The sequence below is a fragment of the Methylococcus capsulatus str. Texas = ATCC 19069 genome (genome assembly GCF_000424685.1).
Lineage (GTDB): Bacteria > Pseudomonadota > Gammaproteobacteria > Methylococcales > Methylococcaceae > Methylococcus > Methylococcus capsulatus.
The window spans coordinates 56895-71812 of record NZ_AUKJ01000020.1 but is presented as its reverse complement, the minus strand read 5'-3'; the positions used below and the strand labels follow the sequence as shown (position 1 = coordinate 71812).

At 65.9% G+C, this 14918-nt stretch carries 10 protein-coding genes; all 10 read left to right on the top strand.

The genetic code is table 11. The features are described from left to right. Window positions 1–116: 116 nt before the first annotated feature. The 10 genes from H156_RS0109040 to H156_RS0108990 all read left to right on the top strand — a co-directional run bounded on the left by H156_RS0109040 (window position 117) and on the right by H156_RS0108990 (window position 14879). On the top strand, window positions 117–3914 hold the full coding sequence (locus H156_RS0109040; protein ID WP_017364560.1) for a YhdP family protein: 3798 nt from the start codon (window positions 117–119) through the stop codon (window positions 3912–3914). 48 nt (window positions 3915–3962) lie between these two features. Beyond that, complete coding sequence (locus tag H156_RS0109035) at window positions 3963–4784, top strand: carbon-nitrogen hydrolase family protein (protein WP_010959741.1); 822 nt, start codon at window positions 3963–3965, stop codon at window positions 4782–4784. A 29-nt stretch (window positions 4785–4813) separates the two neighbouring features. After that, window positions 4814–6259, top strand: a complete 1446-nt coding sequence (tldD, locus tag H156_RS0109030) for a metalloprotease TldD (protein ID WP_010959742.1) — start codon at window positions 4814–4816, stop codon at window positions 6257–6259. Next, complete coding sequence (gene pmbA / locus H156_RS0109025) at window positions 6252–7586, top strand: metalloprotease PmbA (RefSeq protein WP_017364561.1); 1335 nt, start codon at window positions 6252–6254, stop codon at window positions 7584–7586. The genes tldD and pmbA overlap by 8 nt, the downstream gene beginning before the upstream one ends. An 827-nt stretch (window positions 7587–8413) precedes the next feature. Beyond that, window positions 8414–8896, top strand: coding sequence for a CinA family protein (locus H156_RS0109015; RefSeq protein ID WP_017364563.1), 483 nt, complete (start codon window positions 8414–8416; stop codon window positions 8894–8896). Continuing rightward, window positions 8874–9449 carry an RNA 2',3'-cyclic phosphodiesterase gene (gene thpR, locus H156_RS0109010; protein ID WP_017364564.1) on the top strand — a complete coding sequence of 192 codons (576 nt, stop codon included), beginning with the start codon at window positions 8874–8876 and terminating at the stop codon, window positions 9447–9449. The genes H156_RS0109015 and thpR overlap by 23 nt, the downstream gene beginning before the upstream one ends. A 32-nt stretch (window positions 9450–9481) precedes the next feature. After that, window positions 9482–10525 carry a recombinase RecA gene (gene recA, locus H156_RS0109005; RefSeq protein WP_026045844.1) on the top strand — a complete coding sequence of 348 codons (1044 nt, stop codon included), beginning with the start codon at window positions 9482–9484 and terminating at the stop codon, window positions 10523–10525. Then, window positions 10522–10992 carry a regulatory protein RecX gene (locus H156_RS0109000; protein ID WP_416338588.1) on the top strand — a complete coding sequence of 157 codons (471 nt, stop codon included), beginning with the start codon at window positions 10522–10524 and terminating at the stop codon, window positions 10990–10992. The genes recA and H156_RS0109000 overlap by 4 nt, the downstream gene beginning before the upstream one ends. Before the next feature lie 19 nt (window positions 10993–11011). Then, entirely contained in the window at window positions 11012–13615 is a 2604-nt protein-coding gene (gene alaS / locus H156_RS0108995) for an alanine--tRNA ligase (RefSeq protein WP_017364566.1), read from the top strand. Window positions 13616–13649: 34 nt separating this feature from the next. Next, window positions 13650–14879, top strand: a complete 1230-nt coding sequence (locus H156_RS0108990; protein ID WP_017364567.1) for an aspartate kinase — start codon at window positions 13650–13652, stop codon at window positions 14877–14879. The last annotated feature ends 39 nt before the right edge of the window (window positions 14880–14918 follow it).

Sequence of the window (14918 nt, the reverse complement as noted above, 5' to 3'; positions counted from 1 at the left end):
CCCCATGCTTTCCCCGACCCCGGCGGCGTTTTGCGGGCATCCGGCCGGCGTGGGAGAATCCGCCGACGCCTTCGGGTGAGGTTTCCTGTCGATATTTCCATGCGGCTACCGGTCTTTTGAAAAGCATCCTACGCGTTTCCGCCCGCGCCGTCCGTTACGGAGCGCTCGTCGCACTGCTCGGACTCGCCGCCGGGTCCGCGGCGTTCCGGTGGTGGCTGATACCCGGGATCGACGAGTTCAAGGGCCAGTTGGAACAGCGGATAGGGCGGCTCGGCGGCGAAAACATCCGGATCGGTCACATTTCGGCGGCGCTGTGGACCGGGACGCTGGAGCTGGTGCTGCGCGAGGTCTCCGTCCTTGACGACGCGGGTGCCGAGTCCCTCCGTTTCGCCGAGATACGGCTCGGCATAGCGGCCATGGCTTCATTGATGGCGCACGACCTGCGCATGACCTGGCTCGAGCTGCGCGGTACCCCGCTGTCCCTGCGCCGTCTCGCCGACGGCGGCTTCGGCATCGTCGGCTTGCACGCGATCGAGACTATTCCGGACTGGCTGCGAAGCCTGGGTTCTTTCCGGATCAGCGACTGCCGGATCGACTGGCAGGACCTTCAGCGGGGCGGTGCCAGGCTGGAACTGGGCGACGTCGATCTGCTGCTGGTCAGCCGCGGCGACCACCACCGGCTGAGTGTGAGTCTGGACCCGCCGGCGGCGCTCGCGGGTACCGTGCGGGTCGGTTTCGACCTGCGCGGGGACCTGTTCGAATCCAGCACGCTGTCGGGCAGCCTCTATGCCGATGCCGAGGATCTGGCTCTGACCGCGCTGGAGGACGAATTGCCGGCGGGCTTCCGTCTGGGGTCTGGGCTCACGGACGTGCGTGCCTGGGGCCAGCTCTCGGCGGGCAGTATCGAGTCGCTCGCAGCGCGCTTCGGCGTCCGCAACCTCCGCATCGAGCAATTGCCTGGCGGACCCGGCAACACGCCGGGCTTGGCACTGGCCGCCCTTGCCGGCGACGTGTTCTGGCACCGTGAAGCGGGCGGCTGGCGGATCAACGCCCAAGGGCTGAAAGTGGTGTCCGGCGGGCATGAATGGCCATTGTCCCGCCTGGCCCTGGCGGTGACCCGGGGCTCGGACGGCCGTGTTGCATCGGCTTTTGCCGTCGCCGACACCCTCGCCCTGGACGACCTCCGCCCGCTGTGGTTCATGCTCGGGTTGCCCGTTCCCCCGCCGGCGGGGAGGCTTGAGGCGCTCCGTTTCGGCTACGAGAGTGCAGAGAACCCCCGCTTCGGCCTGTGCGTGCACTTCGCCGACATCGTGCTTCCGGCCCGCGACGGTCTGCCCGGAGCCGCCGGTCTCAGCGGCCACGTCTGCGGCAGTGACGAGCGCGGGAGGGGAGTGGTCCGCATGCAGAATGGTGTGCTGGACCCGGCCGGCATGCTGGCCGAGCCGGTCCTGATCCAGCAGGCCGACATCCCTCTGGCGTGGCGGCGGACCGGTGAAGACTGGGCCATGCGCGCAGACCGGGCAAGACTGGAAACCGGCGACTGGTCTCTGTCGGCGTCGTTCGGTCTCAGCCGGAGGGCGGGCCAGGGGCTTTGGGTCGATCTGCGGGCCGAAGCCGGGGCGGCGGACGCCTCCCGCCTCAAACGTTATTTCCCGGCCAAGGCGTTTCCGCTGCTGGGTCGCTGGCTCGACCAGAGTTTGGAGCACGGCCGGCTGGATGGCGCCCGCCTCCGTTTCGGGGGGCCGCTGGCGGCGTTTCCGTTTCGCAAGGGCGAAGGGCTATTTCAAGCCGACGTCGGGTTTTCCGGTGTGCGTCTGCGCTACGATCCGGAATGGCCCGCCTTGGAGGATGCCGCCGGGACGGTTCGTTTCTCCGGACCGGGGATGGAGGTCGAGGCGGCCAGTGGCCGACTGGCCGGTGGCGAGATACGTGGCGCCAGAGCCACGGTTGCCGACTTGGCGAAGGACGCGGTCATCGGCATCGAGGGTCGGGTATCGGCGACCTTGGCGCAGTGCCTCGAGTTTTTCCGGACCACTCCGCTCCGTCCGGTGGCCGATAAAGTGGATGCGGTAATGACGGTCGAGGGGGATGTGCTTCTCGATCTGGCCATGAGAGTTCCGATGCAAAGCAAAGCGCCGCCGTTCAAGCTGGACGGTACCGCGCGGCTGAGCCGGACCCGTGTCGAGCTCGCCGGTCTCGCCGAGCCGGTCGAGAAGGCCGACGGTGAACTGGGATTCACCGAGGACGGGCTGGTGTCCGGCCGGCTCCAGGGACAATGGTTGCACAAGGCCGTATCCGGCCGGGCCCGGCGCAGCGGTGATGGCCTGGACGTGGATGTGAGCGGACAGTTCCCGGTGGCGGCATTCAGGGACAGGTTTCCGAACCCCCTCTGGCGCCATCTGGCGGGGGCCATTCCCCTGACCGTGAGCGTCAGGCTGCCCGTTGCCATGGAGCCGGGCGGCGGTGTGCCGCTGAGTCTGAGTTCGGACCTCGTCGGCACGAAGGTGATCTTACCGGCACCTTTGGGAAAGGCGCAGGGCGAACGGAGGATGTTCCGCCTCGACACTCGGTTGGGGGGGGCTGCCACGCGGATCGACCTGAGCTATGGCGCCGACGTCACGGCGCGGCTCGATCTGGGCGGGGAAGATTACCGCCTGAAAGGTTTGCAGCTCGCGGTGGGAACGGGGTTGCCGAAGACTGCCGACGGCTCCGGCTTGCGTGTCGTGATCCGGTCGCCGAGCCTGGATCTGGCGCCTTGGGCCGATGTCTTCGCCGCCGGCGGCTCCGAGCGCGAGGGTATCGGGATGGACGTCAAGGCGCTGGACGTGCAGATCGGACGGTTGCTGTGGGATGGCGCGGCGAAAGGATCGGTGGTCGTGCAGGCGGTCGGGCGAGCGGGCGGCCTCCGGGGCATGATCGACTCGGCTTACGTCAAGGGTGGATTCGACGCCGACATGGCTGCCGGGCGGCTGTCCAACATCAAGGCCGATCTCGATTTCGTCAAACTGTCCCGGCTGGACGAGAAAGCGGTCGCTTCGACCGACTCCTGGCTGGACACCCTCCATCCGGGCAGTTTCCCGTCCTTGAGTCTGGTCGGTCGCCATGTGCTCTGGCATGGTTTCGACGTGGGGCGGCTGCAGGTCGAAGTGGACAGCCAGGCGCGCGGCATCGTGCTGCGTTCGGCCAGTCTGCGTTCCGACAATCACGAACTCGTCGTCGAGCGGGGCGAATGGACGCGCCATGGCGGTACTGACAGGACCCATATCGCCGGTACGCTCAAAGTGAAGAATTCGGGCATGCTGGCGGCGGAGTTCGGCTACCCGGAGTTCGTGCGGGATACGCCGGCGGAGGTGAACTACACACTGAACTGGGCAGAGACGCCGTTCGGGGTCTCCTCCGCCAATCTCGCCGGCACGGTCGACATGAAACTGGGCAAGGGGGCGCTGCTGAAGGTGGATGTGGGGATAGGCCGGTTTCTCGGACTGTTCAACGTCGATGCCTTGTGGCGGCGCCTCAGCCTGGACTTCTCCGACCTGTTCGGCGCCGGCATGGCCTACGACGGCATCGCCGGCAAGCTGGATATCGCCCATGGAAGGGCGGAGACGAAGGGCTTCGTGATCGACGGCGTGGCGGCCAAGATCGTGATCGATGGCGGCGTGAAGCTGGCGACCCGGGAGGTCGACCAGGTCGTGACGGTGATCCCCAACACCAGCATCGCCCTGCCCGTTGCCGGCGTCCTCATGGGCGGTCCGCTCGGGCCGGCGGTGGGAGCGGCAGTGGGGGCCGGCGTGTTCGTCGCCGACAAGATGATGGACGGACAGGTGGAGCGTCTGACCCAGACACGCTATCGGGTCGAGGGCAGCCTGGACAATCCGGTCATCACCAAGGATTCGGGCGACGCGTCGCGGGAGTGATACCGGGACGGTCAAGAATCGATTTGAAATTTGGTAGAGAGAGAAGGAATGAAAAAAATGATTTGTGCAGCGGTTCAAATGGCTTCCGGACCGCAAGTCGGGTCGAATCTGCTGGAGGCCGGCCGGCTCGTCAAGCAGGCCGCGGAGGCCGGCGCCAGGCTGGTGGTGCTGCCGGAGAATTTCGCGATCATGGGCATGACCGAAACCGACAAACTCGGTGTGGCGGAAACCGACGGCAGCGGGCCGATCCAGGAGTTTCTCGCGGGCGCGGCCGAGCGCCACAAGGTCTGGCTGGTCGGCGGGACCATGCCGATGTGCGCCGGGGACGGCCGGGTGCGGGCATCGTGCCTGGTCTACGACGACCACGGGAGACGGGTCGGCCGCTACGACAAGATACATCTGTTCGACGTCGTGGTGCCGGGTACCGAGGAAACCTACCGCGAATCCCTGACCATCGAACCCGGCACCGTGCCGCTGGTGCTGGATTCGCCGTTCGGCGCGCTGGGGATAGCCATCTGCTACGATCTCCGGTTCCCTGAACTGTTCCGCCGCATGGCGCAACAAGGGCTGGACCTCCTCGCCGTGCCGGCGGCTTTCACCGCCCGCACCGGGGCGGCGCACTGGGAAATCCTGGTGCGCGCGCGCGCGGTCGAAAATCTCTGTTATACCGTGGCATCCAACCAGGGCGGCTTCCACCTGAACGGACGGGAGACCTTCGGCCATAGCATGGTGGTCGATCCCTGGGGCAAGGTGCTTGCGTCGCTGCCCACGGGCGCCGGCATCGTCTGTGCCGAAATCGACCGCGAGCGTCTGGCGCAGGTACGCGCCTCCTTCCCCGTGCTCGAACACCGGCGCCTGCATTGCGCCTGAACCTCCCAAAGCAAACGGCTTGAGTCATCATGGCAACTGAAATCGTGGCGATCGCCGAACGGGCGATCCTGGAACCCTGCGGGCTGATCCCGCAAGACATCGAAAAGGTCGTGGCCCGGCTGGCGGGCAGCGACATCGACGATGCCGACGTCTACCTCCAGTCCAGCCATTACGAGTCCTGGTCGCTGGAGGACGGCATCGTCAAGGAGGGTTCCTACGGCATCGAGCAAGGGGCTGGACTGCGCGCCGTTTCCGGCGAGAAGACCGGCTTCGCCTACAGCGACGAGCTGGCGTTGCCGGTATTGCTGGAGGCGGCGGGTAACGCCCGCAGCATCGCCCGTGGCGGGCAGGCGGGCCGTATCGCCGTCTCCGGCGTCCAGCCCGTGCCGCGGCTGTATGCCCCGGTCGATCCGCTGGCATCGCTGCCGGCGGAAGCGAAGATCGATCTGCTGCGCAGCCTCGACGCCGAGGCCCGCCGTGCCGATCCCCGCGTCGAACAGGTGTTCGTCAGCCTCTCCGGAGGCTATTCCTCGGTGCTGATTTTCGGGTTGGACGGTGCGATGCACGGCGACGTGCGGCCCTTGGTGCGGCTCAATGTCAGCGTCATCGTCGAGGCCGGCGGCCGGCGCGAACAGGGCAGTGCCGGCGGCGGCGGACGAACCGACTACGGCTTCTTCTTCGAACGGGACCGGGCGCTGGGTTATGCCCGCGAAGCAGTGCGCCAGGCTCTGGTGAACCTGGAGGCCGGCGACGCTCCGGCCGGGACCATGACGGTGGTGCTGGGCCCCGGCTGGCCCGGCATCCTGCTGCACGAGGCCATCGGCCACGGTCTGGAAGGCGATTTCAACCGCAAAGGCACGTCCGCCTTCAGCGGCCGGGTCGGGGAGAGGGTCGCCTCGCCTCTATGTACCGTGGTGGATGACGGCACCTTGCCCAACCGCCGCGGTTCCTTGAGCATCGATGACGAAGGCACGCCCACCCGCCGGACCGTGCTGATCGAAGACGGCATCCTCAAGGGCTACATGCAGGACAGGCTCAACGCCCGCCTGATGGGCGCGGCACCCACGGGTAACGGCCGCCGCGAGTCCTACCAGTGCCTGCCCATGCCGCGCATGACCAACACCTACATGCTGCCGGGCGAGCATGCGCCGGAGGAGATCATCGCTTCCGTGGCGAAAGGTCTGTACGCCCGCAATTTCGGCGGCGGCCAGGTCGACATCACGTCCGGCAAGTTCGTGTTCTCCGCCAGTGAGGCCTATTTGATCGAAGGCGGTCGCATCACTCGGCCGGTGCGGGGCGCCACCCTGATCGGCAACGGACCGGATGTGCTGACGCGGGTCAGCATGGTTGGCAACGACCTGGAACTCGACCCCGGCGTCGGCACTTGCGGCAAGGACGGGCAGAGCGTGCCCGTGGGAGTCGGCCAGCCGACCCTGAAAATCGACGGATTGACCGTAGGAGGTACCCGTGTCTGACACTAGAACCGAACTCGAACGGCTCGAATCGCTGACCCGCCTCTGCCTGGAGGAAGCCGCCAGGCAGGGCGCGAGTGCCGCCGAAGTCGCCTGCAGCGCCGACCAGGGTCTCTCGCTCACCGTCCGGCTGGGCGCAGTGGAAACCATCGAGCACCACCGCAGCCAGGGTGTCGGGATCACGGTTTATTACGGGCAACGCAAGGGGTCGGCAAGCACCACGGATCTCAGCGAACGGGCGCTGACGGATACCGTAGGCGCGGCCTGCCGGATCGCCCGCTATGGCGCCGAAGACCCCTGCGCCGGCCTGCCCGAAGCGGAGCTGCTGGCCAAGGACATCCCGGACCTGGACCTCTATCATCCCTGGACGCTGGACGCGGAGCAGGGCATCGAACTGGCCCTGGCCTGTGAAAACGCGGCACGCGGTCATTCCGACGCGATCACCAACTCGGAAGGCGCCAGTCTCAACGCCTTCGAAGGCGTACGGGTACTTGGCAACAGCCTCGGCTTCCTGCACGGCTACGCCAGCAGTCGTCACAGTCTGTCCTGTTCGGTGATCGGCGAGCGCGACGGCAACATGCAGCGGGACGATTGGTGGACCGTGGCGCGCGACCCGGCCGAGCTGGAATCCGCCGAAGCGGTGGGACGCAAGGCCGCCGAGCGCACCGTGCGCCGGTTGGGTGCGCGGGGCCTGTCGACCCGGCAATGCCCCGTGCTGTTCGCCGCCGACGTGGCTTCCAGTCTGATCGGCCATCTGATCGCAGCGATCCGCGGCGGCAATCTCTACCGCAAGTCCTCATTCCTGCTCGACGCCCTGGGACAACGCATCTTCCCCGAGTTCGTCCACATCCATGAACGGCCGCACCTTCTCCGGGGCTTGGGCAGTGCCCCTTACGATGCCGAAGGCGTGGCGACCCGGGACCGCGACCTGGTCCGCGACGGCGTGCTCGAATCCTATGTGTTGAGCACCTACTCCGCCCGCAAGTTGGGGTTGCAGACCACCGGCAACGCCGGCGGCGTGCACAATCTCATCGTCGCTCCGGGGCAGGAGGACTGCGACACCCTGATCCGGCGGATGGGCACCGGTTTGATCGTCACCGAACTCCTGGGGCAGGGCGTCAACATCGTCACCGGCGACTATTCGCGCGGTGCGGCGGGTTACTGGGTGGAAAACGGTGAAATCCGGTTCCCGGTGGAGGAAATCACCATCGCTGGCAATCTCCGGGACATGTTCGGCCACGTCGTCGCCATCGGCAACGACGTCGACCTCCGCGGCAACATTCGCACCGGATCGATTCTGATCGAGTCCATGACGGTGGCGGGTGATTGACGGGCCGCAAAGCTGGTTTGCGAGTCATACGCCGCAGGACGGCCCGGCGCATGGCCGTGACGGCGTCACGGGGCGAATGGGCGCCGGCCCGGAACATGCCGGGAAGCAAACTCCTCCCCCCGGTGGGGGCTGCTTCCCTCGCGGGGGAGAAGGACAGGGATGAGGACGGGATTCGGCCTTTCGCCTGCAGCCGCTTCACGACAAGCATGAGCTGCGCCGAAGACTGCGGCAGCCCGGGAGTTTTCCAGGCATTTCCCGCGACCCGGGCCGATGGGTCGTTAGGCCAGAGCCGCTTCGACCGGGTGTGCTGAATGACGAATTGATGGGCTTTCGCGCCGGCGATGACGAAAGTTTTCAAGCCAGATTTCGATCGTTTCCGATTCGCCCATGAGGTCGATCGCGATAAAACCTGGACCCGTGTCTATGGCCGGTGCCGTTGCGGAGCGCCGGTCTGGCGCGCGGGGCTTCTCCAGGGAAAGCGGCCCGCGGTCGGGAGAACCGCCTGAACGGCACGAAACACTGCGACGGGCGAGCCGGCCGAGGCCAGACCGTGGCCGAGCGGCATCGACCCGCCGGTCGAAGGGCGATTCGGTTCTTTCCGCCGAAAACCGGGCAAGCCCAATGCCGGGGATCGAGGACCCGGATCTCGGCGGAATCGGCAGCAGCGGCTTCTTCAGTTGCGACGCCGGATGGCGTCGGGGATTTCGGTTGTCTCGTGGACGGCGTAGGCTACTCCGGATGCCGTTCCGGGGTCGTCTGGGAACGGTCTGTTTGGGTCGGGGGCTGCGAGTCGGGAGGGTTCGGTGGACGCACAGGGCGATCGTGAGATGTACGTTCTGGCCGGGAAGGTCGGTCGGCAGCTGCAAGACCGGGGGCGCCGTCTGGTCACGGCCGAATCCTGCACCGGAGGCTGGATCGCCCAGTGCGTGACGTCCGTCCCCGGCAGCTCGGGTTGGTTCGAACGCGGCTTCGTGACCTACAGTAATGAATCCAAGCAGGAGCTGCTCGGCGTGCCGGCCAGACTGATCGCGACGCACGGTGCGGTGAGTGCGGAAACCGTGGCGGCCATGGTCGGCGGGGCGCTGGCGCACAGCCGGGCCGACTGCGCGGTGGCGGTCAGCGGCATCGCCGGTCCCGAAGGCGGCAGTCCGGACAAGCCGGTGGGAACCGTCTGGCTGGCCTGGCAGTTGAAAGGGGAAGCACCCCTCACGCGGTGTTTCCGGTTCGAGGGCGACCGGGAGGCGGTGCGGCGGCAAGCCGTGATGGCGGCTCTGGAAGGACTGACCGATGTCTGCTCAGGCGCTTCCTGAACCGTCTCCGCTGCGTCTGTTTTTCGCGCTTTGGCCGGACGCGGGTGTTCGTGAGACCTTGGGTAGGCTGGTCCGCCCCCTCCGCCGTACGGTCAAAGGGCGCTGGGTCGAGCCGGACAAGCTCCATCTCACTCTGGCATTCCTGGGGGCGGTGCCGCCGGAACGTTTGCCGGAGCTGACAGCAATGACTGAGGATCTCGATCTGCCGCCCTTTGAGTTGGCGCTGGACCGGCTGGAATACTGGCAGCGTAACCGAGTGTTGTGTCTGGGAGCAAGCGCAACCCCCCCGCTGCTCATCGAACTGGTCGGAATCCTGAATTCGAAGCTGGGTCGGGCGGGATTCCCTGTCGAGCGGCGGCCGTTCCGGCCGCATCTGACATTGGCGCGCAAGGCCGAGGCGGCCTGGTCCGCCATGCCTTTGAAGACGTCCGTGACCTGGCCGGTGGATCGCGTCACCCTCGTCGAGTCGCGCCTTTCCAGGGCCGGCCCGCTCTATCTCGTGCGTGCCGAAAAGCAGTGGCGGGCTATGCCCGAAATGGCCGCTATGAAATAATGTCGATTTCCACTTTCGACGCAGTAACCCGGATGGACGAGAACAAACGCAAGGCCTTGGGTGCCGCTCTTTCCCAGATCGAGAAACAGTTCGGCAAGGGATCGGTGATGCGCATGGGCGATGTCGCGGCGGTCCGGGACATCGACGTGATTCCCACCGGCTCCCTGGCGCTGGACATCGCGCTGGGCTGCGGCGGTTTGCCGCGTGGTCGCATCGTCGAGATTTACGGGCCGGAGTCCTCGGGCAAGACGACGCTGACTCTGGAGGTCATCGCCCAGGCGCAGAAGACCGGCGGTGTGGCGGCTTTCGTGGATGCCGAGCATGCCCTGGACCCGGTCTATGCCGAGAAGATCGGAGTGAACCTCGACGATCTGCTGGTGTCCCAGCCGGATACCGGCGAGCAGGCGCTGGAAATCGCGGACATGCTGGTGCGTTCCGGCGGCGTGGACGTCGTGGTGATCGACTCGGTGGCGGCGCTGACGCCCAAGGCCGAACTCGAAGGCGAGATGGGCGATTCGCACATGGGTCTGCAGGCCAGACTGATGTCGCAGGCCTTGCGCAAGCTGACCGCCAACATCAAGCGCTCCAACACCCTGGTGATCTTCATCAACCAGATCCGCATGAAGATCGGCGTGATGTTCGGCAATCCGGAGACCACCACCGGCGGTAACGCGCTCAAGTTCTACGCCTCGGTGCGGCTGGACATCCGCCGTTCGGGGGCGATCAAGAACGGCGACGAGGTGATCGGGAACGAAACCCGCGTCAAGGTCGTGAAGAACAAGGTGGCTCCGCCGTTCCGCACCGCCGACTTCGAGATTCTCTATGGCGAGGGCATCTCGCGCGAGGGCGAACTGATCGACCTCGGCGTGAACCACGACATCGTACAGAAGTCCGGTTCCTGGTACAGCTATGGCGGCGACCGCATCGGCCAGGGCAAGGACAACGTCCGGATCTATCTCAAGGAGCATCCGGAGGTCGCGGCTGCCATCGAGGCGGCCGTTCGCGAGAAGGCGTTGGCCGGGTTCCAGCACGCACCGTCCACCGAGCGTGCAGCGCTGGAGGAGAGCGGGTTCTGAGCGGAACCGAAGACACGTTCGAAGCCGCACGTGCCGTTTGCCTGCGGCTCTTGGCGCGGCGCGAACACAGCCGGCTCGAGCTCCAGCGCAAGCTCGCCGCCCGTGGTTTCGAATTCCCGACGATAGCAGCCGTTCTGGCCGAGTGTTCGGACCGGGGGTGGCAGAGCGATGCCCGTTTTGCCGAAGGTTTCGTGTGCGCCCGCAAGGCGAAAGGGTACGGCGTCAACAGGATTCGTCAGGAACTGCGCCTGCGCGGGGTCGAGGCGGACCTTGCGGATTCCAGGGACTGGATGACGGACATGGATCGTGTCTATACGAAGAAATATCGCGGAAAACTTGCGGTGACGACGCCTCGGGAGCGTGCGTCAAGGGCGAGATTTCTCGCGCAACGGGGTTTCACGTCCTCCCAGATCCGGGATTTTTTCGAGCGTCTGGGAGTGGACGGCGAATACCCGGACACCGATTGAAGACCTTGGAAAACCGAGCATGACCAGTGCGGAATTACGCGCCCGATTCCTGAAATTCTTCGCCGACCGCGGCCATACCGTCGTGGCTTCCAGTTCCCTGGTGCCCGTCAACGATCCCACCCTGCTGTTCACCAATGCTGGCATGGTGCAGTTCAAGGATGTGTTTCTGGGGCGCGAGCACCGCCCCTACGTACGCGCGGCGAGCGCCCAACGCTGTGTCCGTGCGGGTGGCAAGCACAACGATCTGGAGAATGTCGGCTACACGGCGCGTCATCACACCTTTTTCGAGATGCTGGGCAATTTCAGCTTCGGCGACTACTTCAAGCGCGAGGCGATCGTCTACGCCTGGGAGTTCCTGACCGAGGTGCTCATGCTGCCGCCGGAACGGCTGTGGATCACGGTATACGCCGAGGACAAGGAAGCCGAGCGGATCTGGCTGGAAGAGGTCGGCGTCGATCCGGGCCGCTTCACCCGCATCGCCACCTCCGACAATTTCTGGTCCATGGGCGACACCGGTCCGTGCGGACCGTGCAGCGAGATTTTCTATGACCATGGTCCCTCCGTCGCCGGCGGACCTCCCGGGACGCCGGAAGAAGACGGCGACCGCTACGTCGAAATCTGGAACCTGGTGTTCATGCAGTACGAGCGTGCCGGCGACGGCACGCTGACGCCTCTCCCCAAGCCCTCGGTGGATACCGGCATGGGGTTGGAGCGGCTCGCTGCGGTGATGCAGCGGGTGCGCAACAATTACGACATCGACCTGTTTCGCAATCTGGTCAAGGCCGCGGCCGAGTTGGCCGGCACGGCCGACCTCGCCCAAAGTTCGCTGCGGGTGATCGCCGACCACATCCGCTCCTGCGCCTTCCTGGTCACCGACGGCGTACTCCCGTCCAACGAAGGAAGGGGTTACGTCCTGCGCCGGATCATCCGCCGGGCGATCCGCCACGGCTACAAGCTCGGCATCCGTGAGCCGTTCTTTTACAAGCTGGTCGGGCCGCTCTGTGCGGAAATGGGCCAGGCCTACCCCGAACTGGTCGAGGCCCGCCCGCGGGTCGAACAGGTGCTCGACAAGGAGGAGGAGCGCTTCGCCGAGACGCTGGAGCAGGGCATGAAGATACTCGACGTCGCCATACGCGATCTGGGTAGCCCGGTGATATCGGGTGACACCGCCTTCCAGCTTTACGATACGTACGGCTTCCCCGTCGATCTGACCGCGGACGTGGCGCGTGAGCATGGTCTGCAGGTGGACATGGCCGGATTCGAGCGGGCCATGGAGGCCCAGCGCGAGCGGGCGCGGGCGGCCAGCCATTTCAGCGTGGATTACTCCCAGGAGGTCCATCTCGACGTGGCGTGCGAATTCACCGGCTACTGGACCGCCGTCGAGGACACGCGGATCGTGGCGCTGCTGCGCGACGGTCAGGCCGTGGACCGGCTGGAGGCCGGCGAGGACGGCGTGGTCGTGCTGGAGAAGACGCCGTTCTATGCCGAATCCGGCGGCCAGGTGGGCGACCGCGGCATGATCCGCAGCGACTCGGCGGTGTTCGAGGTGGCGGATACCCGCAAGCAGGGCAGCGACCTGATCCTGCACCGGGGGAAGCTGCGCGAGGGAGCCTTGCTCCGGGGCGCGGTCTGCCGGGCGGAGGTGGAGCAATCCCTGCGCCAGGCCACGGCCTTGAATCATTCGGCCACCCATCTCTTGCATGCGGCGCTGCGCCGGGTGCTCGGAGAGCACGTCACGCAGAAAGGGTCTCTGGTCGACCCCGAACGGCTGCGGTTCGATTTCTCGCATTTCGAACCTGTCAGTCCGGAGCAGCTCGACGAAATCGAGCGTTTGGTCAACCGGGAAATCCGTCGCAATGCCGAGGTCACCGCCGAGGTCATGGCCAAGGACGCCGCAATGAGGCTCGGCGCCATGGCACTGTTCGGCGAAAAATACGGTGACGATGTGCGGGTGCTCAGGATCGGCGATTTTTCCACCGAGTTGTGCGGCGGCATCCACGCCCGCCGGGCCGGCGACATCGGCCTGTTCAAGATCGTGAGTGAAAGCGGCGTCGCCGCCGGCGTGCGCCGCATCGAAGCCGTCACCGGGGCTGCCGCGGTGGAGGCGGTCGAGGCCACGGAACGTTTGCTGCGACGGCTGGCCGAGCGCATGAAGGCCGGCCGCGACACCCTTGAAGAACGGCTCGATCAGATGTTCGAGAAGAACCGCGCGCTGGAAAGGGAGCTGGAACGGCTGAAAGCCAAGACGGCCGGCGCAGCCGGTGCCGACCTGGCGTCTCGGGCGGTCGACATCGCGGGCGTCAAGGTACTGGCCGCGCGCGTCGATGAGGCGGACGCCAGGATGCTGCGCGAGTTGGTGGATCAGCTCAAGGACAGGCTGGGCAGCGCCGCCATCGTGCTGGCTGCGGTGGAAGGCGGGAAAGTTAGCCTGGTCGCCGGCGTGACCAGGGACCAGACCGGCCATATCCGTGCCGGCGATCTGGTCAACAGCGTCGCGACCCGTATCGGAGGCAAGGGCGGTGGGCGGCCCGATCTGGCCCAGGCGGGCGGCAATCGGCCAGAGGAGTTGCAGGGCGCCCTCGACGGCGTCCCGGAATGGGTGCGGCGGATGCTCAATGCCTAGCCTTTTCAGGATTCGAACGTAACAGACATCGACCATGGCTTTATTCGTACACAAATACGGCGGCACCTCGGTCGGCTCGCCGGAGCGGATCAAGGACGTCGCGAAGAACGTCATCCGGGCGCGCAGCCGGGGCGACGACATCATCGTCGTGGTGTCGGCCATGAGCGGCGAAACCAACCGCCTGGTGGCGCTGGCGCATGAAATGCACGAAAGGCCCAGCACCCGTGAAATGGATGTGCTGCTGGCCACCGGCGAGCAGGTCACGATCGCGCTGTTGAGCATGGCGCTGGAGGCGGCAGGGTGCCCGGCCTGTTCCTATACCGGCGGGCAGGTGCGGATCCTCACCGACGATGCACACACCAAGGCGCGCATCCTCGACATCGACACCGACCGTATCCGCAGCGATCTCGCGGCCGGACGCGTGGTCGTGGTGGCGGGTTTCCAGGGGATCACCGAGGCGGGTGACATCACCACCTTGGGGCGGGGCGGCTCCGACACCACGGCGGTCGCTCTGGCCGCTGCACTCAAGGCGGACGAATGCCTGATTTATACCGACGTGGATGGCGTCTATACCACGGATCCAAGGATCGAACCGAAGGCGCGCCGGCTGGACCGCATCACCTTCGAGGAAATGCTCGAAATGGCGAGCCTGGGGTCCAAGGTGCTGCAGATTCGCTCGGTCGAATTCGCCGGCAAGTACAACGTCCCCCTGAGAGTCTTGTCCAGTTTCGCAGCCGGTCCCGGCACATTGATTACATATGAGGAAGCAAGTGTGGAAAAACCTTTGATCTCCGGTATCGCCTTCAATCGCGACGAAGCGAAACTGACCGTCAAGGGCGTGCCGGACAAGCCGGGCGTGGCATATCAGATCCTGGGGCCCGTCGCCCATGCCAACATCGAAGTGGACATGATCGTCCAGAACGTCGCGGAGGATGCGACCACGGATTTCACGTTTACCGTCCACCGCAACGACTACCGCAAGGCGCTCGACATCCTGCAGGCGACTTGCACGGCCCTGGGCGCGCGCGAAGTGGCGGGAGACGACAAGATCGTGAAAGTTTCGCTGGTGGGCGTGGGGATGCGCTCGCATGCCGGGATCGCCGCCCGGATGTTCGAAGCCCTGGCGCGGGAAGGCATCAACATCCGCATGATATCCACTTCCGAAATCAAGATTTCCATCGTCGTGGACGAAAAATACCTCGAGCTGGCGGTACGTACCCTGCACGAGGCGTTCAATCTCGATCGCGAGCCGGACGCGGTTTGAGCCCGGAGTCGGCCGAACCTTTATCCTGTGACCGAAAGC

What these genes read in the sequence shown, in the direction of transcription:
- H156_RS0109035 (WP_010959741.1), top strand. Translation starts at nt 3,963, where the DNA reads ATGAAAAAAATGATTTGTGCAGCGGTTCAAATGGCTTCCGGACCGCAA.
- tldD (WP_010959742.1), top strand. Translation starts at nt 4,814, where the DNA reads ATGGCAACTGAAATCGTGGCGATCGCCGAACGGGCGATCCTGGAACCC.
- H156_RS0109015 (WP_017364563.1), top strand. Translation starts at nt 8,414, where the DNA reads ATGTACGTTCTGGCCGGGAAGGTCGGTCGGCAGCTGCAAGACCGGGGG.
- thpR (WP_017364564.1), top strand. Translation starts at nt 8,874, where the DNA reads ATGTCTGCTCAGGCGCTTCCTGAACCGTCTCCGCTGCGTCTGTTTTTC.
- recA (WP_026045844.1), top strand. Translation starts at nt 9,482, where the DNA reads ATGGACGAGAACAAACGCAAGGCCTTGGGTGCCGCTCTTTCCCAGATC.
- alaS (WP_017364566.1), top strand. Translation starts at nt 11,012, where the DNA reads ATGACCAGTGCGGAATTACGCGCCCGATTCCTGAAATTCTTCGCCGAC.
- H156_RS0108990 (WP_017364567.1), top strand. Translation starts at nt 13,650, where the DNA reads ATGGCTTTATTCGTACACAAATACGGCGGCACCTCGGTCGGCTCGCCG.